This window comes from Flavobacterium sp. MMLR14_040, assembly GCF_033657265.1.
Lineage (GTDB): Bacteria > Bacteroidota > Bacteroidia > Flavobacteriales > Flavobacteriaceae > Flavobacterium.
The window spans coordinates 28,162-47,565 of sequence record NZ_JAWVWO010000003.1; the positions used below are offsets into that span (position 1 = coordinate 28,162).

18 protein-coding genes and 1 tRNA gene are annotated in these 19,404 nt (G+C 31.1%); 9 read left to right on the forward strand and 10 right to left on the reverse strand.

Going from position 1 to position 19,404, the window contains the following annotated elements:
• Positions 1-132 precede the first annotated feature (132 nt).
• Entirely contained in the window at positions 133-552 is a 420-nt protein-coding gene (gene ybeY / locus SD960_RS05285) for an rRNA maturation RNase YbeY (RefSeq protein WP_318801304.1), read from the reverse strand.
• Positions 549-3,941 (reverse strand): DUF4175 family protein, encoded by a 3,393-nt coding sequence (locus tag SD960_RS05290; protein WP_318801305.1) that lies wholly within the window; start codon positions 3,939-3,941, stop codon positions 549-551. The genes ybeY and SD960_RS05290 overlap by 4 nt, the downstream gene beginning before the upstream one ends.
• 162 nt (positions 3,942-4,103) lie before the next feature.
• Here SD960_RS05290 and gltX point away from each other — a divergent pair, with 162 nt between their 5' ends.
• Both gltX and SD960_RS05300 read left to right on the forward strand, forming a co-directional pair.
• Positions 4,104-5,609 carry a glutamate--tRNA ligase gene (gene gltX, locus SD960_RS05295; RefSeq protein WP_318801306.1) on the forward strand — a complete coding sequence of 502 codons (1,506 nt, stop codon included), beginning with the start codon at positions 4,104-4,106 and terminating at the stop codon, positions 5,607-5,609.
• 197 nt (positions 5,610-5,806) lie between these two features.
• Positions 5,807-6,790, forward strand: coding sequence for an SPFH domain-containing protein (locus SD960_RS05300; RefSeq protein ID WP_318801307.1), 984 nt, complete (start codon positions 5,807-5,809; stop codon positions 6,788-6,790).
• A gap of 17 nt (positions 6,791-6,807) precedes the next feature.
• On the opposite strand, the gene SD960_RS05305 is transcribed toward SD960_RS05300, so the two are convergent.
• The 5 genes from SD960_RS05305 to SD960_RS05325 all read right to left on the reverse strand — a co-directional run bounded on the left by SD960_RS05305 (position 6,808) and on the right by SD960_RS05325 (position 11,410).
• Positions 6,808-7,062: a DUF6327 family protein gene (locus SD960_RS05305; protein ID WP_318801308.1), complete on the reverse strand. Its 255-nt coding sequence runs from the start codon at positions 7,060-7,062 to the stop codon at positions 6,808-6,810.
• 5 nt (positions 7,063-7,067) lie between these two features.
• Entirely contained in the window at positions 7,068-7,418 is a 351-nt protein-coding gene (locus tag SD960_RS05310) for a competence protein (RefSeq protein ID WP_318801309.1), read from the reverse strand.
• A gap of 76 nt (positions 7,419-7,494) precedes the next feature.
• Positions 7,495-7,821, reverse strand: a complete 327-nt coding sequence (locus SD960_RS05315; protein ID WP_318801310.1) for a YtxH domain-containing protein — start codon at positions 7,819-7,821, stop codon at positions 7,495-7,497.
• 91 nt (positions 7,822-7,912) lie between these two features.
• The gene (locus tag SD960_RS05320; RefSeq protein ID WP_318801312.1) at positions 7,913-8,389 is read right to left on the reverse strand and encodes a hypothetical protein; all 477 of its coding nucleotides are present in this window, start codon (positions 8,387-8,389) and stop codon (positions 7,913-7,915) included.
• Positions 8,390-9,292: 903 nt separating this feature from the next.
• Positions 9,293-11,410: a glutamine--tRNA ligase/YqeY domain fusion protein gene (locus SD960_RS05325; RefSeq protein ID WP_318801313.1), complete on the reverse strand. Its 2,118-nt coding sequence runs from the start codon at positions 11,408-11,410 to the stop codon at positions 9,293-9,295.
• A 144-nt stretch (positions 11,411-11,554) separates the two neighbouring features.
• Here SD960_RS05325 and SD960_RS05330 point away from each other — a divergent pair, with 144 nt between their 5' ends.
• The 4 genes from SD960_RS05330 (at position 11,555) to SD960_RS05345 (ending at position 12,596) form a co-directional block, all read left to right on the forward strand.
• Complete coding sequence (locus tag SD960_RS05330; protein ID WP_318801315.1) at positions 11,555-11,770, forward strand: hypothetical protein; 216 nt, start codon at positions 11,555-11,557, stop codon at positions 11,768-11,770.
• On the forward strand, positions 11,761-12,066 hold the full coding sequence (locus SD960_RS05335) for a hypothetical protein (protein ID WP_318801316.1): 306 nt from the start codon (positions 11,761-11,763) through the stop codon (positions 12,064-12,066). Before SD960_RS05330 ends, SD960_RS05335 begins: the two co-directional genes overlap by 10 nt.
• A 5-nt stretch (positions 12,067-12,071) precedes the next feature.
• The gene (gene folB / locus SD960_RS05340; protein ID WP_318801317.1) at positions 12,072-12,431 is read left to right on the forward strand and encodes a dihydroneopterin aldolase; all 360 of its coding nucleotides are present in this window, start codon (positions 12,072-12,074) and stop codon (positions 12,429-12,431) included.
• Between the two features lie 94 nt (positions 12,432-12,525).
• A tRNA-Cys gene (locus SD960_RS05345) sits at positions 12,526-12,596 on the forward strand.
• A 623-nt stretch (positions 12,597-13,219) separates the two neighbouring features.
• On the opposite strand, the gene SD960_RS05350 is transcribed toward SD960_RS05345, so the two are convergent.
• The 3 genes from SD960_RS05350 to rnr are packed head-to-tail and all read right to left on the reverse strand — an operon-like array spanning position 13,220 to position 16,789.
• Positions 13,220-13,900, reverse strand: a complete 681-nt coding sequence (locus SD960_RS05350; RefSeq protein WP_318801318.1) for a LysE family translocator — start codon at positions 13,898-13,900, stop codon at positions 13,220-13,222.
• A gap of 16 nt (positions 13,901-13,916) precedes the next feature.
• Entirely contained in the window at positions 13,917-14,585 is a 669-nt protein-coding gene (locus SD960_RS05355) for a head GIN domain-containing protein (RefSeq protein ID WP_318801319.1), read from the reverse strand.
• A 23-nt stretch (positions 14,586-14,608) separates the two neighbouring features.
• Complete coding sequence (gene rnr, locus SD960_RS05360) at positions 14,609-16,789, reverse strand: ribonuclease R (protein WP_318801320.1); 2,181 nt, start codon at positions 16,787-16,789, stop codon at positions 14,609-14,611.
• A 195-nt stretch (positions 16,790-16,984) separates the two neighbouring features.
• On the opposite strand from rnr, the gene SD960_RS05365 reads away from it, so the two are divergent.
• The 3 genes from SD960_RS05365 to SD960_RS05375 all read left to right on the forward strand — a co-directional run bounded on the left by SD960_RS05365 (position 16,985) and on the right by SD960_RS05375 (position 19,374).
• A complete protein-coding gene (locus SD960_RS05365; RefSeq protein WP_318801321.1) occupies positions 16,985-17,218 on the forward strand; it encodes a DUF2007 domain-containing protein in 234 nt (77 codons plus the stop codon).
• A 793-nt stretch (positions 17,219-18,011) separates the two neighbouring features.
• A complete protein-coding gene (rpiB, locus tag SD960_RS05370; RefSeq protein ID WP_318801322.1) occupies positions 18,012-18,443 on the forward strand; it encodes a ribose 5-phosphate isomerase B in 432 nt (143 codons plus the stop codon).
• Between the two features lie 7 nt (positions 18,444-18,450).
• The gene (locus tag SD960_RS05375; RefSeq protein WP_318801323.1) at positions 18,451-19,374 is read left to right on the forward strand and encodes a cation diffusion facilitator family transporter; all 924 of its coding nucleotides are present in this window, start codon (positions 18,451-18,453) and stop codon (positions 19,372-19,374) included.
• Positions 19,375-19,404 lie beyond the last annotated feature (30 nt).

Consider the following 19,404-nt stretch of genomic DNA (forward strand, 5'->3'; position numbering starts at 1 on the left):
ATTCAAAACTTGAATATCAAATTAAAAATCAAACTCTCACAATTGTTCCACGTGAAACGTTATATAAACATCTTTCATTATGTTTCACGTGAAACAATTAGAATCTATGATTTAAAAAATTAGAGTCTTAATCTACTGTTTCACGTGAAACATCGCAATCTTTTCGTCTTCTTTCGAACGCATTAATTCAGCGTCATTATCGCTTTTATCTTTATAACCACAGTAATGTAATATACCGTGAGCCAAAACTCGTTTTAATTCTTCTTTAAAAGAAACATTAAAATCCTTTGCGTTATCTTCTACTCTTTCAACAGAAACAAAAATATCTCCGTTTAATTCGTTTCCAACTGTATAATCAAAACTGATAATATCTGTTAATGTGTCGTGATTTAAATATTCTACATTTATCTTATGAAGATAATCATCATCACAAAAAATGTAATTTATCTCTCCTTCTGTTTTCTTTTCAGAAACTATTACAGCACTCAACCAATCAGAAAAGGCTTGTTCGTTATCTAAAGTAAATTCGGTTTCGTAATTAAAATTGATCATTTTGTATTAAAATATTCTTGAACCTTTTGATTAAAATTCGAGCGCAAAGGTAGTGATTGTCTATTTAAAATTTCTACGCTGTTTAAATATTCTAAAAGTGAGCTTGGTAAAGCATTCGTTCTATTAGAAAATTCAGTCTTATTTGTTTCAGATTGACGCTTCGTATCCTGACCTTGTTGTTGAACTGCATTGTTTAGTTTTAATAATTCTTGCTGAATATTAAGGATGCGTTGCAAGTTCTCATTCTTAAAACCTTTATTTAAAAGTTGCTTTTCTGAAGCTTTCATTTGATCGATTACAGATTTACCCTGAGAATCTAATCCTTGCTTTGCTAATTCTTTTTGCAACGCTTCACGAAGTTTTACTTGTTCTTTATATATCTCCATGATTGCTTCAGCATCTCCTTCTCCATCTTCTCTATCTTTTCCTTCACCTCCATTTTTATTTCCTTGTCCATTTTTACCTTCACCATTCTTTCCCTGACTTCCTTTTCCTTGTCCTTCTTTTCCTTGTCCTTCTTTTCCCTGCCCCTGTTTTCCTTCTCCACTTTGGCCTTGTTTTCCATCCCCGGGTTTTTGCCCCTGCTTCATTCCTTCTTTCATTTTATCACCCAAGCCTTTTTGTTTTTGAATAATATCCGGCAATTGCATTCCTTGTCCGTCTCCTGGTTTTGGTTTTCCAGCTCCCGGTTTAGACATAGACATTTGCATGTTGTTTAATAAATCACTTAAAAAGTCGGCTAGTTTATTTGCAGATGAAGTTGCATACTGTTGATGCGAAACTCCTTTTGGAACCTGAACATCTGTCAAAGTCTCAATTGCTTTGTCTATATTATATTGTACGTTTCCAATTTCCTTGGTTACATCTTCTGCTACTTTTGGATTACGTAATGATAATGCAAACAAACTATCGTCGACATGTTTGAACTGTTGTTTCAAATTCTGCTGAATCTTTATATTCTTTGTATAAGCAGAAGAACCCAGTTTCATAGATTTAAATTGTTTCATCACATCTTCCTGAGATAAAGAATAGGCTAACAGGTTATCCAAAATCTGACGAAGCATTGCAACATCTTCTTCCAATTGTTCCTGATCTCCGCCCTCCATACTTGACTGCATTTCCTGCGACATACTTTTCATTTTCTTTGCAGCACTTTTTTGTTTTGGCTTCGCCGAAGAAGTATTCTTTTTACTCAATTCTTCAGAAGCTTTTTGCAAATCAGAATCTACATCTTTCTCTTTCGAAGCATCAGAAGGAATATCAATTGGAGATTTCAACGACTTGTTTTCTTCTTTCAAATCTTTCAAATCTTCTTTGATTTTATCAAAGGCTTTATTAATATCATCTTGTTTTTCTTTTGTATTTTCTCCTTCTTTGTTAGAAAGCTTTTCTTGTTCGTCTGCTAGTTTATTTAATTTCTCTGCAACCTGTTCTGCTTTCTTTTCTACATAAAAATGCTTCGTTAATTCAACTAATTGTTCTAAATTACGAGATTGATTTTTGCTGATTTGTTTGAATTTTTCCATCTTATCAAACAACTCTTCGCTTTGTAATTTGTCGTTTAGGTTCTTCAATTCATCCATCAACTTCTGATTTTTTTCTAAATCTTTCTCTGCATTATCCAAACGCTTTTGCAAATCATCAGCAGTTTTATCTTTCTTTTCAGATTGAAACTTGTCTAAATTCTTATTCATTTTCTCAGCAAACTGTTTCATCATTTCGTCTTGTTGTTTCTGACGTTTGATAAAATCACTTACTTTTTGCTGATCTTTAAATTCTAAATTATCTTTTTCTTTTCCCGTTTTCTGAATCTTATCCATCTCAGAAAATTGCTTGTTTTGATTTTTTAAAGACTTTTCTAAACTATTGATATTGTTATTTTGCTGCTGCAATTCCATATCCTGAATTTCATCTGTAGTAGAAACACGATCAGAAAAAACAGAAGACTTTGTACTCTTAAAACCGTGCGGTGCATCATTATCAAAAACCTCAAAATAGTATTCGTAAGACACTCCTTCTTCTACAGCCAGATTACTTGGGAAGTTAAAAACGAACTGATCAAAAACAGCTTGCTTTACCGGAATGGTTCCACGCTTTGCAGTTTGTGGTTTGTTACGTTCATAATAAACAACCTGTAATTTTGACAAACCATAGTCGTCACCCAATCTTCCTAATACATAATTTTTATCTAACTTTAAACTATCTGGCGCAGGCGAAACGGTGATCGATGGATGCTGATCTTTTATAACTGACAGCTGATAATCCAGTTTTTCGTAGTTTTTGACTTTATTATTCGAAGTAAGAATTTGATATTCTGTATTTTGACTGATATTTTTAGCCAATTTAAACTCGTTTTCGGCTTTATTAAACTTAAAAGTTGCCTTTTCATCTTTCCAAACAATCTCCTGAGTCGACTGTGTATTCATTTTCCAGGTTACCAAAGTTCCTTCTGGTACGATTGCATTTCCAGTTCCCTGAATAGTTTCTGATTTCTTTTTTAGATAAGATGGAAAATTCAAAACCATTTCGAAGTTGGCAATTGATGGAACTGTGATTACTTTCAATTCATATTCTTCAGATGAAACTGAATTTCCTTCAAAAGAAAAAGAAACATTTTCAACTGGTTTTTCAATCTTGAATTCAAACTTTCCTGGCTGAGAAGATTCCATAAAATAACTTTCATCACCAATATGAATCATCACATTCTCCGGAACTATATTTCCAACAGATTCCATTTTGACAACGAAATCTTTGTTTTGTTCTGTTTGCAAATTTTGGTTTAGCACAACAAATTTGAATGGAGCCGGTGGCAAAAATGTAGCATTAAAATGTACTACTCTATTTAAACTTTGAGAAATTACATTGCTGTTTCCTGAAATATAAAACACAGCAAAAAGCAAAATTGGAATAATGGCCAATGGCAAATACTTCTTGTTTGTTTTAAAATTGATAGCATTTCCAAACGGAATTGGCTGCAATGAATTTGCTTTTTGTTCTATTGAAGCCAACATCAACTCCGAACTTTCTGCTGAATTCTCAGAAGCCGAAAGCTGTAAAAAGTTCGTTAGCTTATCACTTACTTCAGTAAAATGATTTCCAATAATAGTTGAAGCCTGATTATAATCGATTCCTTTTTGAAGTTTGAATAACTTAAAAATTGGAAACAAAATAAATCGGAACAAAAGAAAAACTTCTACTCCTATAAATATCCAAAATAAAAGAGTTCTTCCGAGAGGTTTTAACCAAAGGAAATACTCAATAAAAAGTGTAAATAGAAAGTACAACAATCCGAAACCGATAAAAAGAAGTCCTCCTTTTATCAATTCGTTTGTATAATATTTTTTAATAAACGCTTCTAATTTTTGATATATAGCAGATGTTGTTTTCAAAATAAAATCTCTTTTAATTATAACCCATAAAAGTAGTAATTTTAATTAGATAATGATCAATGAGAAAATTAGTCAATTAAGCTACAAGCAAGGCATTATCTAATTAAACTCATTTTCTAATTCTCTAATTAGAATTGTATCTTTGCATCAAAATTTAAACAAATGTCAAAGCAAGTTCGTGTGCGTTTTGCACCAAGTCCAACAGGACCTTTACATATTGGCGGAGTTCGTACTGCCCTATTTAATTATTTATTTGCCAAAAAAAACAACGGTGTTTTTTATTTAAGAATTGAAGATACAGATCAGACTCGTTTTGTTCCTGGTGCCGAAGCTTATATTATGGAAGCTTTGGAATGGTTAGGAATTTCTCCTGAAGAAACTGTTGGCAAGAATGAGAAATTTGGTCCATACAGACAAAGTGATCGCAAGGAATTATACCAAACTTATGCAGATCAGCTGATCAATTCTGGTTGGGCCTATTATGCTTTTGATACTCCAGAAGCGCTTGACAGTTTAAGAAAAGAACAAGAAGCTGAAGGAAAAACATTTATTTACAATCATACAATCCGTGAAAAGTTAGATACTTCTTTAATAATTTCTGCTGATGAAGTTGCTAAAAGAATTGCAAATGGAGAACATTATGTGATCCGTTTTAAAACTCCGGTTGATGAAACTTTACATCTAAAAGATATTATTCGTGGAGATGTAAAATTTGAAACCAGTTTACTTGACGATAAAGTTTTATTTAAAAGTGATGGAATGCCAACGTATCATTTAGCCAATATTGTGGATGATCATTTGATGGAAACATCACACGTGATTCGTGGTGAAGAATGGTTGCCATCGATGCCACTTCACGTTTTATTGTACAGAGCTTTTGGTTGGGATGCTCCGGAATTTGCACATTTACCTTTGATTTTAAAACCGGTTGGAAACGGAAAATTATCAAAAAGAGATGGGGATAAATTAGGTTTCCCAGTATTTCCTTTAGAATGGAAAACGGAAGAAGGGATTTCATCTGGTTACAGAGAGAAAGGATTTTTCCCAGAAGCGGTTATAAACTTCCTTGCTTTGTTAGGCTGGAATGACGGAACAGACAAAGAATTATTTTCTTTAGAAGAATTAGTTGAATCTTTTGACTTAAACAGAGTTCACAAATCGGGAGCAAAATTTGATCCAGAGAAAAATAAATGGTTCAATCACCAATATTTAATCAAACAAAATGATGCTGATTTAGCGAAAAGCTTCTCTCCTATTTTGATAGAAAAAGCTGTTGATGTTTCTAAATTTGATGTTACAAGAATTGTTTCTTTGATTAAAGAAAGAGCGCATTTCGTTTCTGAATTTTGGGATTTGACTGATTTCTTTTTCCAGGCGCCAACCTCATATGATGAAAAAGCAAGCAAAAACTGGAAGGAAGAAACTCCAGCTTTAATGCAGGAATTGATTTCGACTCTTGAATATATTGACGGTTTTGATTCTGCAAACATCGAAGCAATTGTAAAAGACTGGTTAACCAAAAACGAAATTGGAATGGGTAAAGTTATGCAGCCTTTCCGTTTGAGTTTAGTTGGAGCTTTGAAAGGTCCTCACCTATTTGACATCGTTGAAATCATCGGAAAAGAAGAAACTATTTCGAGAATTCAGAAAGCGATTGCAACTTTATAATTAGAATATTTTTACCAATAAGATATTAAGTTCATAAAGCTAAGCTTAATTTATCTTAATCCCTTAATGGTAAAAAGAAAATCATAACGCTAAGAAACATTCATAAAATGTTCTTAGCGTTTTTTTATACTTTAAAAAATTTAAATTGGGAGAATATTCGTAATTTACGCATCCATAAAACTTAAATCAATATCATTATGAGTATTCCATTTATTATCATTTTAATCTTCGGTTTTTTTATTTTCCTCTCGTCTTTCTTTACTGTGAAACAACAATCATCTGTTGTAATCGAAAGATTTGGTAAATTTTTAAGCGTAAGAAATTCAGGTTTACAACTAAAAATTCCAATCGTAGACAGAATTGCCGGACGTGTAAATTTGAAGATTCAACAGTTAGATGTTATCATCGAAACCAAAACCAAAGACAACGTTTTTATCAAAATGAAAGTTTCGGTTCAGTTTAAAGTTATTCAGGAAAAAGTATATGATGCTTTTTATAAACTGGAATATCCGCATGATCAAATTACCGCTTATGTATTTGATGTGGTTCGTGCCGAAGTTCCAAAACTAAAATTAGATGACGTTTTTGAGAGAAAAGATGATATAGCAATTGCTGTAAAAAGAGAATTGAATGAAGCTATGACTACTTATGGTTATGATATTATCAATACTTTGGTTACTGATATTGATCCGGACATTCAGGTAAAAAATGCCATGAACAGAATCAACGCTGCCGACAGAGAAAAAACGGCTGCCGAATTTGAAGCTGAAAGTTCAAGAATCAGAATCGTTGCAAAGGCAAAAGCTGAGGCAGAAAGTAAACGTTTACAAGGTCAGGGTATTGCAGATCAGCGTCGTGAAATTGCAAGAGGTTTAGTAGAAAGTGTTGAAGTTTTGAATAATGTTGGAATCAATTCCCAAGAAGCTTCTGCCCTAATTGTAGTTACGCAACATTATGATACTTTACAAGCAATTGGTGCCGATGCAAACTCGAATTTAATCTTGTTACCAAATTCACCACAAGCCGGAAGTGATATGCTGAATAATATGGTGGCATCTTTTACAGCCTCAAACCAGGTTGGCGAAATGATGAAAAAGACAAATAAAAAAGTAGAAAAACCAAAACCAATACAGCCACAATCTGGTTATGAAGATGACATTCAACCAGATGTACAACAATAATACAATGAAAAAGAGGCTTAACGGCCTCTTTTTTTATTTATAAACCAATTGAAAACAAATGGTAAAATGGATTGTAAAATTTTTGGATAGGATTTTGAAAAGTAATCTGTATATGAAGAAACAAATCCATTTACGATTTTTTGTGGTGTAATGCCTTCTTTCGTTTTCTGAAAACTCAAAACTAATTTCTGATAATTTATATCTTTTTCTAATTTTAGAATTTCCAAATCTCTGTCGATTTCAGCATAAGAGGAGTATTTTTTCTTTTCCATATTTATTAATCGTTAAAAAATATTTCTGAAAACTTCTCTAAAATCGGTCCTTCCACAATCTTATCTTTTATAAAGAAAAGTAAAATTGTAAACAAAAGATAGATCCCTCCTACTGCTAAAAATCCAAGAGCATTACTTCCGAATAAATCTCCAAAAGCATAAGCAGCCGCAAAAGATCCAAAAAACAGCACCATAGTAAAACACAATAAAATCAAAGTAAACTTTAAAATTAAAGTTGTTGGCTTCATTGCAACCTTAAAACCCCAAAGTTTATAATAAGCTAAATGGCTTTCAATGTAAACTTTAGTCTGATCCTGAATTTTTTCTGTGTTTTCTTTTAACTCTTCAAAAGCCATAATTTAATTTTATATTAAAAAAAGAAACACAAAACTTCCTTAGTTTCTTAAGTAAGCTTTGTGTTTCAAGAGATTATTATTTTTGAAGTTTAGCGTTTTGAGCTTTCAAATCGGCCAATTTAGATTCTAAAAAAGTAATAACTTCTTCAGTTTTATGACTTACATTCGACAGCAACTCATCTAAAGTTCCGTCAAGATTTTGTGTTGCTCCAGCAAATTTTTCACGAAGAACATCAGAAGTAGCTCCTAATGAATCTTTTAAATTGCCTTTTGCATCATCAAAACCTTCTTTAAGTTTTGCTCTTGTATTTGAACCTTTATCCGGAGCCAATAAAATTCCGATTGCCGCTCCTACCGCCGCACCAGCTAAAATAGCCGCTATTGTATTTGAATTATTTGACATAATATTAAAATTTAAATGAATACTAAAGATACAGTATTTTTGAAAGATAAATAATTGATTAAAAAATATTTACCAGTAATTAACAATAAAATTAATACACGTAAGCAACAGCTTCGTATTTACCATCTTTTTCGATAATGCTTACAAAAGGATAACCATTTGATGCTGATTTGGTTTTGATTCTCATAGCTGTATGATTTTTATTAGCCATAGGCGGTTCTCCTTTTGTCTTTGTCGAGACTCCGGTAAAATTAGCTGCTTGTTTTAATCCAATTGTTTTTTCCTGAGGTAAAACAGTTACCATTGAATAATCTGATTTTGAATCAATTATAACTTTATCAGATATTTTTTGAGTTTGATTTGTCTGTTTATTGGTAATCTGTGAAACTGCATATTTACTAATTTTGTGTTCTTCTGCACTTCCGTTTACTGCATAATAAATTAGACCATTTTCGTTTTTGATAAAGTTTACATCCAATTGTTCACCATTGTGTTTTGTAATTTGATGAGTTTGAGAAATTGCAATATTTGCAAATAAAATAGCTAGTGTAAAAAATAAATTTTTCATGATAATTAAATTTAAAGGATTAAAAAATTTCTTAGTTCAAATGAAAATCAAAATTTAAATAAACCACAAAACTAATTTCATGAAATTTGAAAATTATGTAATGCAATTGAAAAATACTTATTTATACATTGAAGTATTATCAAAACAAAATCACAATCAAAATTGACCATAAAACCAATTTTCAGAATTCAGACTTAGAATTATTCTAAAACCTAAAAATAATTTTTAAAATTTTAGAAAAACTCAATTTAGATTCTTAAAGTGTCATTTTTAAAATTATAAAATTTCAGATTTGACCTTTGGATAAAAATACCAACTTTATAAACAATTGTATGTTAATAACCCGTTAAACTGACAAAAATAACAGTGAAAAGTAAAATAAAGACCAATATTAAACAATAATTCAAAAAATGAATAATGTATCGGATGCATTAAAAAAATAGCTTAAAATTAATTTATGAAGGTTGATTTTAATCTATAAAAACTATCAATTATTATATTAACATAGTTATAATATATAATAAATATAAACTACTGAAATATAAAAATTAATCAATTAAATTGATTTACGAAGAAAATTATAATTCTTCCTTTTATCAAATTTTAGAAAACAAAATTCAATTCATTTTTCGTAAAAACTACATAAATTGTACTTATAAACAATTCACTGTTAATAACGCGTGAAGAGGCGTGAAATATGGTCTAAAACTAAAATAAAGCGTTTTAAAAGATGATCTTTTGAAAGATGAATATTGAGACGGAAGAAGTAAAAAAATAGCTTAAAATTAATTTATAAAGGTCACTTTTAATCTAAAATATTTATTATTTTTAAATTTTCAATAGAAAATATAAATAATAAAAAAAGCGCTTATATAAAGCGCTTTCCAATAGATTTTAATAATATTATTTCTTCACCATTTCGGCAAGAATTTCAATTTCTCTCTCCGAAGCATTTTTTGGAGGATTTGAATATAATTTTAAAATTTCATCATCAAACTGATTTTTGAAAGTTTCATTTTCAATATCTCTTAAATTTAAAAGTGCTTTTGATCGAACATAAGTCGACTCACTTCTAAGAGACATATTGTATAATTTTTTAATATCCTCTTCTTCAAAATCAGAAGATTTCAAACTTGAATATTTCAGAATAAATTGAGCAAACAATAATGAAGCTTTATTATTGTTGATATTTTTCTTTAATGAATTTTGTAATAAAGAAAAACTCGAAACATTTTTGATGCTCTCCCCTATTGCACTTTCAATTGCGATACGTTCTGGTTTTGTCTCAACTTTAAAATATTTATTTATTTCTTTTAAAGAATTATTGATGCTGTTTTCTTCTTTTTTACCTTTTTCTTCCCAGGCATCTTTCAATCCAACAGTTTTATTAAATACTAGTTTTGAAGTAGTTGAGTCTTTATCAACAGTAAAATAACCTAAACGTTGAAACTGAAATTTGTCTTCATTTTGAGCCGTTGCCAAACTTGGCTCTACAAATCCTTTGATGATTTCTAATGAATTTGGATTTACAAAATCTAAGAAATTTTTCTCTTTATAACTGTCCGGAGCTTCATCGGTAAACAAACGGTCGTACATACGAACTTCTGCTTCAATAGCATGAGAAATTGAAACCCAATGCAAGGTTCCAGACACTTTTCTTTGGCTTGCTTCTGTCCCGCTTCCGCTTAAAGAATCGGTATCATAAGTTACGTGAATTTCAGTAATATTTCCGCTAGCATCTTTTACAACACTTTCACCTTTAATGATATACGCATTCTTAAGACGCACTTCTTTTCCTAAAGTCAAACGGAAAAACTTTGTCGGAGCTTCTTCTAAAAAGTCTTCTCTTTCAATGTATAATTCTCTTGAAAAAGGAACTTTTCTGAAACCAGCATTCTCATCTTCCTGGTTATTTTCGGCTTCCAACCACTCTTCTTTTCCTTCAGGATAATTTGTAATTACCAATTTTACAGGATCTAAAACAGCCATTACACGAGGTGCAATTTTGTTCAAATCTTCACGAATACAAAATTCTAAAACCGATACATTGATTAAATTATCACGTTTTGCAATACCAATTGTGTTGGCAAAATTACGCAATGAAGCAGCAGTATAACCACGTCTTCTTAACCCGGAAATCGTAGACATTCTAGGATCATCCCAACCGTTAACATGCTTTTCTTTAACTAGTTGCTGTAATTTTCTTTTACTGACCACTGTATGCGAAAGATTACGTCTTGCAAATTCTCTTTGCTTTGGACGAATCTGATTTTCATCAATAATCTGGTCTAAAAACCAATCGTATAATTCACGGTGAGGCAAGAATTCTAATGTACAAAATGAGTGTGAGATTTCTTCTAAATAATCACTTTGTCCGTGTGCCCAATCGTACATGGGATAAATTTTCCAATCGTCTCCCGTTCTATGATGATGTCTGTGTAAAATCCTGTACATGATAGGATCACGCATCAACATATTGGTAGATTTCATATCTATTTTTGCACGAAGAATATGAGTTCCAGCCTCAAATTCGCCGTTTTTCATTCTTTCGAATAAATCTAAATTTTCTTCAACTGAACGATTTCTAAACGGACTATCAGTTCCAACAGTTGACGGAGTTCCTTTTTGAATTGCCATATCTTCAGAAGACTGGCTATCAACATAGGCTTTATCTTTTTTAATTAATAAAACAGCCCAATCATACAATTGTTGAAAATAATCAGAAGCATAACGTTCTTCTGCCCAGGTATAACCTAGCCATTCGACATCTTTTTTAATGGCGTCAACAAATTCCTGCTCTTCTTTTTCCGGATTCGTATCGTCAAAACGTAAATTTACAGGTGACTGATAATCAATTCCTAAACCAAAATTTAAAGCAATAGAACTCGCATGTCCGATATGCAAATAACCGTTTGGTTCTGGTGGAAAACGAAAATGAAGTTTAGTTTTGGAAAGACCTGATTTTAAATCTTCCTCTATGATTTGTTCAATAAAATTGAGTGATTTCTCTTCTGATGCCATTATTTTATAGTAATTTTAGCAAAGATAAAAAAGTTTACAGTTTATGGTTTACAGTTTGTGGTTTTCTTTGGAAACTTCTCAGTAAATCTGAAAGTTAGAACCTGAAACTAAATTAATTACTATTTTTGTATAAATTTTAAAGTTATGAGACAATTAACTGTTACAATTCCAGACGATTTTTACGAAACTTTTGTTAGTTTTTTTAAACATGTTCCTGATGTTTCTATTGATGAAAACATTACTAATGAAATTCCACTATGGCAGCAACAAATGGTTTTAGAACGATTGAAAAATGCAAAACCAGAAGATTTTGTAAGCTGGGAAGATTTTGAAAAAGAAATGGATAAGAAATGGCTGTAAATAATTTTAAAATTCAAATACTTTCACGAGCAAAACTTGAAGTTGATGAAGCAGCAAATTATTATGAATCTGAAAGCAAAGAACTAGGAAAATTATTCTACTTAGAATTCAAAAGTTATCGCAAAACATTAGAGAGTATTCCTTTTTTCGAGGAAAAGTATGAAACGATTCGCACCTTACCTTTAAAAAAATTTCCTTATACCATTCATTTTAAAGTAGATGAGAGCAAAAAAATAGTTTTCATTCTAGCGTTAACATCTAATTATCAAGATCCAAATACTACAAGAATAAAATAATAAAAATGGGAGTTATAAAACTTAAAAACATTCGAACTTTCTCTTACCACGGATGTTTAATTGAAGAAGGAAAAATTGGATCTGATTACACTGTTGATCTAAAAATTAAGACCAATTTACAAAAATCAGCACAAACAGATCATTTAGCTGACACTGTTGATTATGTACATTTGAACAGAATTGTAGCTGAAGAAATGGCAATTCGTTCACATTTATTAGAACATGTGGCCAAAAGAATCAATATTAGGGTACTTGCAGAAATAGAAATGATAGAAAAAACAACGGTTTGGGTTTCTAAAATAAATCCTCCTATTGGTGGTGATGTTGAATCAGTTACTATTAAAATGACGGAAACTAGAAGGTAATTCTTTCAGGTAAAATAACTAATTTTTTAAAATAGTTACTTTTAAAGTTTTGAATTTTAAAGATTTTAGTTACTTTTGCCATCCGTTCAACTACGGCGTCGTGGCCGAGCGGCTAGGCTGGGCTCTGCAAAAGCTCCTACTCCGGTTCGAATCCGGACGATGCCTCTAAAACCTTCAAGGAAACTTGGAGGTTTTTTTTATGGTTAATTTTTAGAAAAAATTAGATAAAAATTTACGTTCGAATCCAGACGATACCACTAAAAGCTTCAAGGAAACTTGGAGGTTTTTTTTATGGTTAATTTTTAGAAAAAATTAGATAAAAATTTACGTTCGAATCCAGGCGATATCTCTAAAAGCTTCAAGGAAACTTGGAGGTTTTTTTATGGGTTAATTTTTAGAAAAAATTAGATAAAGATTTACGTTCAAATCCAGACGATACCTCTAAACCTTCAAGGAAACTTGGAGGTTTTTTTGTGGTTAATTTTTAGAAAAAATTAGATAAAAATTTACGTTCGAATCCAGACGATCCTCTAAACCTTCAAGGAAACTTGGAGGTTTTTTTGTTTGATTTTTCCACAATCTTGTCATTCTGAGGAACGAAGAATCACACTAGATATTCTACAAAGATTGGCGAATTACTACACGGAGTTTCTAGTGTGATTCTTCGTTCCTCAGAATGACAAACTGCGTGAGATTGCTTCGTTACTCGCAAAGACACTTTGAGTTATAAACATAAAAAAACCTCTGACATTCAGAGGTTTTAGTTTATATTTTAAGGTTATTAACAACTACTTCTTCTCAATCTTTTCAAAAGCGTTTTTAACCATTTCTTTTTCACCTGGAAACCAGCCTTGTGTTATTAAAACCAATCCAAAAATCATTAAAACAATACTAATAACTTTTTTAATTTTTAGAATATTTCTTGGTGTCATTTTAGATTTTAATTGTTTAGCTAATAGTATTTTAATACAATCAACCAGCAAATAAGTAATGATAACTGAAGTAAAAAAAGTAAACATTCTTGAGTTTTGCATTTCTAATTTTGGTCCAACAGAAATGATAACTGCCAGCCAAAAACCCAGAACTCCAATGTTAATAACGTTGAGTAAAAAGCCTTTTATAAACAAACTACCGTAATTTCTTTTTATAATATCACGATCTATTTCTTCGTCATCAATTTTTTCTTCATTTCTTAATCTTACGAAAGAAATGATTCCATAAGCCACCATTATAATTCCGCCAAAAATAAAAAGTGCCGGTTTATCTTTTAAACTCTGAATTAATCTGTAACTCCCTAAATAAGCAATTGCTATAAAAAAAATATCCCCTAATACTACACCAAAATCAAAGACAATTGCAGCTCTGAATCCTTTTGTAATACTGGTCTCTAATAGTATAAAAAATACCGGGCCTACCATAAAGCTCAAGAAAATTCCCCATGGCAGCCCAGCTAAAATATCATTTATCATTCCAATACAAATTGATTTATTTTACTTCTTCAATCTTACCGCCAAGAACAGTTTTCTGATTGATTTGTTTTGGTTTTCCGTAAATGTAAATAGAGCCTCCTGCGCTTACTTTTGCATCAACAAGAGTAGAAGCATTCACATCTGCTTTTCCTCCCGCAGAAACGCTTACTTTAGTTTGAGCAGTACTTAATTTACTTGCCAGAAGATATCCCCCTGCTCCAAGGCTTGCATCCTGGTTTGAAGCTTTACCAGTTAAAGTAATTTCTCCACCTGAAACAGAACTAACATTTAGTTTATCAACATCCAAATCTACATTGATTTTACCACCTTCCTGAGCACTTACTTTAAATGAAGTTGCTTTCAATGTTTCCTTGCTGGTAACTTCTGCACCTTCATTCACATCGATTAATTCAATGTGTTTATAATACAAAGTCACTTCGAGGTCATTTCCTGAAAGAAGTTTTGGAAAAGGCATTCTTATTTTTAAAATACCATTTTTATTAACAGCTTCTAATTCTGTTTCTCTTGCTCCTTTTATAACAACTTTATTTTCAGAAGACTGAACTAGTTTTACACTTAATTTATCATAAACTTTCACTGTATCAAAATCACCTAATTCTTTAGTAACCTGACCAAAAGACATTTGTGCAACAAGAATTGCAGCTCCTATTAATAACTTTTTCATCTCTCTATTTTTTAATTTAACAACTATTCTGCTCTTCTTAAAAAATGAAAATCCAGTTGTTTTTTAACTAAATCTGCATTTTTTACTTTAACATAAATTTCATCTCCTAATTGCAATATACTATTTGAAGTTGCGCCCACTAAAGCATATTGCTTTTCATCGAAAGTATAATAATCATCTTTAATTTCTCTGATTCTTACCATTCCTTCACATTTGTTAGAAACAATTTCAACATAAATTCCCCATTCTGTAACTCCTGAAATAACTCCCAAAAATTCTTCGTCCTGGTGATCCTGCATATATTTAACCTGCATGTATTTAATACTGTCACGTTCGGCATTAGTTGCTAAACTTTCCATATTAGAACAATGCAAACATTTTGTTTCATAAACTTCATCATCTACAGAAGCTCCATTATCCAGATAATATTGTAGCAAACGATGTACCATAACGTCAGGATAACGACGAATTGGCGAAGTAAAATGACTGTAATAATCAAAAGCTAAACCATAATGACCAATATTATCTGTTGAATATTTGGCTTTACTCATACTTCTAATCGCAAGAGTATCAATTAAGTTTTGTTCTTTTTTCCCATTTACTTCTTCCATCAATGCATTCAAAGACTTCGAAATATCTCCTTTGTTACGGAAATCAATTTTATAACCAAATTTAGCAATTACGGTTTGCATCGCAATTAATTTGTCTTCATTTGGTTCATCGTGAATCCTGTAAACAAATGTTTTCTTTTGTTTTCCAATGTATTCAGCCACTTTTCTATTGGCTAAAAGCATGAATTCTTCAATCAAATGATTGGCATCTTTAGAAACTTTAAAGTAAACGCCTTCTGGTTCTCCTTCAGCATCTAAGTTGAATTTTACTTCTACTTTATCAAAAGAAATAGCACCATTTGCCATTCTTTTCTTTCTTAAAATCTTAGCTAATTCATCTAATTTTAAAGTTGCATTTTTTATTTCATCAGAAACTGTGTAAGATTCTCCGGTAATCGAAACATCAACGGGAATCGTACTATCTTTTGTTTCAATGATATATTGTGCTTCTTCATAAGCAAAACGCTGATCAGAATAAATTACTGTTCTTCCAAACCATTGGTTGATAACCTGTGCATTTTCCGAAACTTCAAATATGGCAGAGAATGTATATTTCTCTTCATTTGGACGCAGCGAACAAGCAAAATTAGACAAAACTTCAGGAAGCATCGGCACTACTCTATCCACTAAATAAACAGAAGTGGCACGTTGATAAGCTTCATCATCTAAAATTGTTCCTTCTTCCAAATAATAAGAAACATCGGCAATATGAATACCAATTTCGTAATTTCCATTTTCTAACTTTTTAAAAGACAAGGCATCATCAAAATCTTTTGCATCTTTTGGATCTATCGTAAACGTAAGCGTATCACGCATATCACGACGTTTTGCAATTTCAGATTCCTGAATTGACGTATCTATTTTTTGAGCATACACTTCTACTTCAACCGGAAAATCTGCAGGTAAACCATATTCAGCCAAAATCGCGTGAATCTCTGTATTATGTTCTCCCGGTTTTCCTAAAACTCTGATTACAGATCCAAACGGACTATCAGCTCTTTTTGGCCAGTCTTCAATGGTAACCAAAACAACATCACCATTTTCTGCTTCACCAATTTTATCTTTTGGAATAAAAATATCCGTATACATTTTAGGATTTGCAGTAGAGACAAAAGCAAAATTTGCCTGGATATCAATAACACCAACAAACTCTGTCTTGTTTCTTTCTATAACTTCAATTACTTCACCCTCAGGTCTTTTTCCTTTTCTACGGTTATAAACGTAAACTTTTACTTTGTCTTTGTCTAAAGCACGATTCAAATTATTTGTCGGGATAAAAACATCTTCTGTAAAATCAGGACAAATAAAATATGCCGTTTTTCTACTGGTCATATCAATTGTTCCTTCGTAATAATCCTGACTTACGGCTTTTACTAAATATTTACCAGGTTCAGTTTCTATAATTTTTTTTGAAGCAGCCAGAATTTTTAAATCTTTTATAATCTGATTTCTGCTTTTTGTATCATCAAGTTCTAACTTTGCTCCTATCTGTTTATAATTGAATGCTTTATTTGGGCTTTGCGATAAAATTTTTACTATTTTGCTCGAGAAATCTTTCTCATTTTTTATCGGCTTTCTAATTTTCTTACTCATAAATCTTTTTCTTAAAAAGTTAAAATTACAAATAAGATACCACATTATAGATTTTAACAAATAAATTATTAAAAATATAACTTTCAAAAGTAGATTTTTATTGATTTTTAAAGGTCATTTGTAATTCGCAATTAATATTACTGCAAGCAATAAATTTAGTAATGCTCATTTCGTATCTTTATAAAAAGACACTTTATGGAAAGCTTTAAAACCATCGCTATATTCAATTATCAACACGAAACTGTGGTTCTGAAACACTTATTAGATCAGGAAGAAATTCCGTATTTTTTTGAGAACGAAATAACACTTTCAGTTGTTCCCATGTATACTTCGGCGCTCGGTGGAATCAAACTCAAAGTTCATCCAAACGATTTCGAAGAAGTTCAGCAAATTCTGGACAATCTCAATAACCCACTTAAAATCGTTTAAACAGTTTCTTTTTTCAATTCAAAAATTTTTTTTCTCTTTTCAAATTTCAAAGTTGTCAACATATATTAAATACAACAAAAAAGAAATTTTAAATTTAATTAATTTTTGATGGTTATTATAGCTTGTTAATATGTCGAATAAATTTATTTTTAAATGTATTGAAATGAAGTTTCTCTTAGTTATATAGAGTTATCAACATAGTTATATTTTGTTAAACGATTAGTTTTTAAGTGTTTTTCAATTTTAATTAACAACGGTTGACAACTAAAAATTGATTCATTTTGTAGATAAGTTCATATGTTGATATTTGTTGAAAATGGCATTTTTGATATTGATAACTTTTCTAAAAATTCATCAAACTTTATTAGGATTTTTGATTCCGGTTTTGGATTAGGTTTTTTTTCGACACAACCAAAAAATACTTCTAATTTTCTATCTTAACTTATTAACAAATAATGTTAATTTAAAGTTAACTGAATATCAACGAATTAGCTTTTACTATTAACACAACAAAATTTTAACAAAAAGATTATTTATTTCTAATTGATTATCAGATTCTTATACAGATATTAAGATTGTTAATAAGTGATAAGGTTTTGATATGAAGTACTTTATATTTTAATTTTTTTTGCAACGAATTACACGAATAAGCTCGAATTTTATTTTGGCTATATTAAGGTAATTAAAATTGTAAAATTGTAAAATGAAAAAAATTAGTGAAAATTAGTGTAATTCGTGGCAGCCATTTATTAATTAAGTAAATTTGCAATTACACAACTTAATAGTATTTAAAATGAAAATTTCGATAGGAAACGACCACGCAGGACCAGATTATAAAAAAGCGATCGTTGCAATGCTTAAAGCAAAAGGATATGAAGTAACTAATTATGGAACAGATTCTGAAGATTCTGTTGATTATCCTGATTTTGGACATCCGGTAGCGAATGATGTATCTGAAGGAAAAGCTGATTTTGGAATTGTCATTTGCGGAAGCGGAAACGGAATTGCCATGACGGTTAACAAACATCCGAAAGTAAGAGCGGGTTTATGCTGGACTAAAGAAATTGCTTATTTAACACGTTTACATAATGATGCCAATATCGTAAGTATTCCGGCACGTTTTACATCGATTCCGCAAGCGGTAGAAATTGTTGAAACGTTTTTAACAACTCAATTTGAAGGCGGAAGACACCAAAACCGAGTAAATAAAATTGCTTGTCAATAAATAAAATATGGGCCACAACCATAATCACCATCACGGACATAGTCATAGTCATGAAGTAACGGGTAAAAATTTATCAATTTCAATTTTCCTGAATATTGGTATTACTGTTGCGCAAATTATCGGCGGATTTATTTCCGGCAGTTTATCTTTATTATCAGATGCGCTGCATAATTTTAGTGATGTTATTTCTTTGATTTTGAGTTTTGTGGCACACAAACTGGCGAAAAAAAAGCCAAGTTCTACCAGTACATTTGGTTATAAAAGAGCCGAACTTCTTGCCGCGTTTATAAACGCGGCAACTTTAATTATTGTTGCTGTTTTTTTAATTTACGAAGCTATTGTCAGATTTACAGAACCAGTTGCTATTGCTTCTAATCTGGTTATTTGGCTTTCTGTTTTAGGTATTGCCTTCAACGGATTTTCTGCCATTATCTTAAAAAAAGATGCTGATCATAATTTAAATATGCGATCTGCTTATTTACACCTTTTTACAGATATGATGGCGTCTGTCGCTGTGTTGGCCGGCGGAATTTTAATGAAATATTTTCAGTGGTTTTGGGTGGATAGTGTGATCACACTCGGAATTGCTATTTATTTGATTTTCATGAGTTTTGATTTATTAAAATCATCTACAAAAATGCTTTTGCTTTTTACGCCCGAAGATTTAGATATCGAAGAAATCGCCAAAAAAATCCACGCCGTTACCAGAAACCATCGCTTATACCACATTCACCTTTGGCATTTAAACGATAATGAACTTCACTTTGAAGCACATTTAGATTGCCAGGAAAACATCTCAATTTCAGAATTTAATAATCTTGTTGCAGAAATTGAAGAGGTTTTATTTCACGATTTCAAAATTAGCCATTGCACGATTCAACCAGATTTTGGAAAAACCTGCAGCAAAGATTATATTCTTCAGGAAGGATAACTTTTTTTGAATTAAAAAGTGCGAAAAAAA

Excerpts from the sequence above, each read along its gene's own strand:
- rnr (WP_318801320.1), bottom strand. The coding sequence starts at position 16,789 with ATGAGTAAGAAAATTAGAAAGCCGATAAAAAATGAGAAAGATTTCTCG.
- gltX (WP_318801306.1), top strand. The coding sequence starts at position 4,104 with ATGTCAAAGCAAGTTCGTGTGCGTTTTGCACCAAGTCCAACAGGACCT.
- SD960_RS05315 (WP_318801310.1), bottom strand. The coding sequence starts at position 7,821 with ATGTCAAATAATTCAAATACAATAGCGGCTATTTTAGCTGGTGCGGCG.
- rpiB (WP_318801322.1), top strand. The coding sequence starts at position 18,012 with ATGAAAATTTCGATAGGAAACGACCACGCAGGACCAGATTATAAAAAA.
- SD960_RS05330 (WP_318801315.1), top strand. The coding sequence starts at position 11,555 with ATGAGACAATTAACTGTTACAATTCCAGACGATTTTTACGAAACTTTT.
- SD960_RS05300 (WP_318801307.1), top strand. The coding sequence starts at position 5,807 with ATGAGTATTCCATTTATTATCATTTTAATCTTCGGTTTTTTTATTTTC.
- SD960_RS05320 (WP_318801312.1), bottom strand. The coding sequence starts at position 8,389 with ATGAAAAATTTATTTTTTACACTAGCTATTTTATTTGCAAATATTGCA.
- SD960_RS05375 (WP_318801323.1), top strand. The coding sequence starts at position 18,451 with ATGGGCCACAACCATAATCACCATCACGGACATAGTCATAGTCATGAA.
- SD960_RS05305 (WP_318801308.1), bottom strand. The coding sequence starts at position 7,062 with ATGGAAAAGAAAAAATACTCCTCTTATGCTGAAATCGACAGAGATTTG.
- folB (WP_318801317.1), top strand. The coding sequence starts at position 12,072 with ATGGGAGTTATAAAACTTAAAAACATTCGAACTTTCTCTTACCACGGA.
- SD960_RS05335 (WP_318801316.1), top strand. The coding sequence starts at position 11,761 with ATGGCTGTAAATAATTTTAAAATTCAAATACTTTCACGAGCAAAACTT.
- SD960_RS05365 (WP_318801321.1), top strand. The coding sequence starts at position 16,985 with ATGGAAAGCTTTAAAACCATCGCTATATTCAATTATCAACACGAAACT.
- ybeY (WP_318801304.1), bottom strand. The coding sequence starts at position 552 with ATGATCAATTTTAATTACGAAACCGAATTTACTTTAGATAACGAACAA.
- SD960_RS05325 (WP_318801313.1), bottom strand. The coding sequence starts at position 11,410 with ATGGCATCAGAAGAGAAATCACTCAATTTTATTGAACAAATCATAGAG.
- SD960_RS05355 (WP_318801319.1), bottom strand. The coding sequence starts at position 14,585 with ATGAAAAAGTTATTAATAGGAGCTGCAATTCTTGTTGCACAAATGTCT.
- SD960_RS05350 (WP_318801318.1), bottom strand. The coding sequence starts at position 13,900 with ATGATAAATGATATTTTAGCTGGGCTGCCATGGGGAATTTTCTTGAGC.
- SD960_RS05310 (WP_318801309.1), bottom strand. The coding sequence starts at position 7,418 with ATGGCTTTTGAAGAGTTAAAAGAAAACACAGAAAAAATTCAGGATCAG.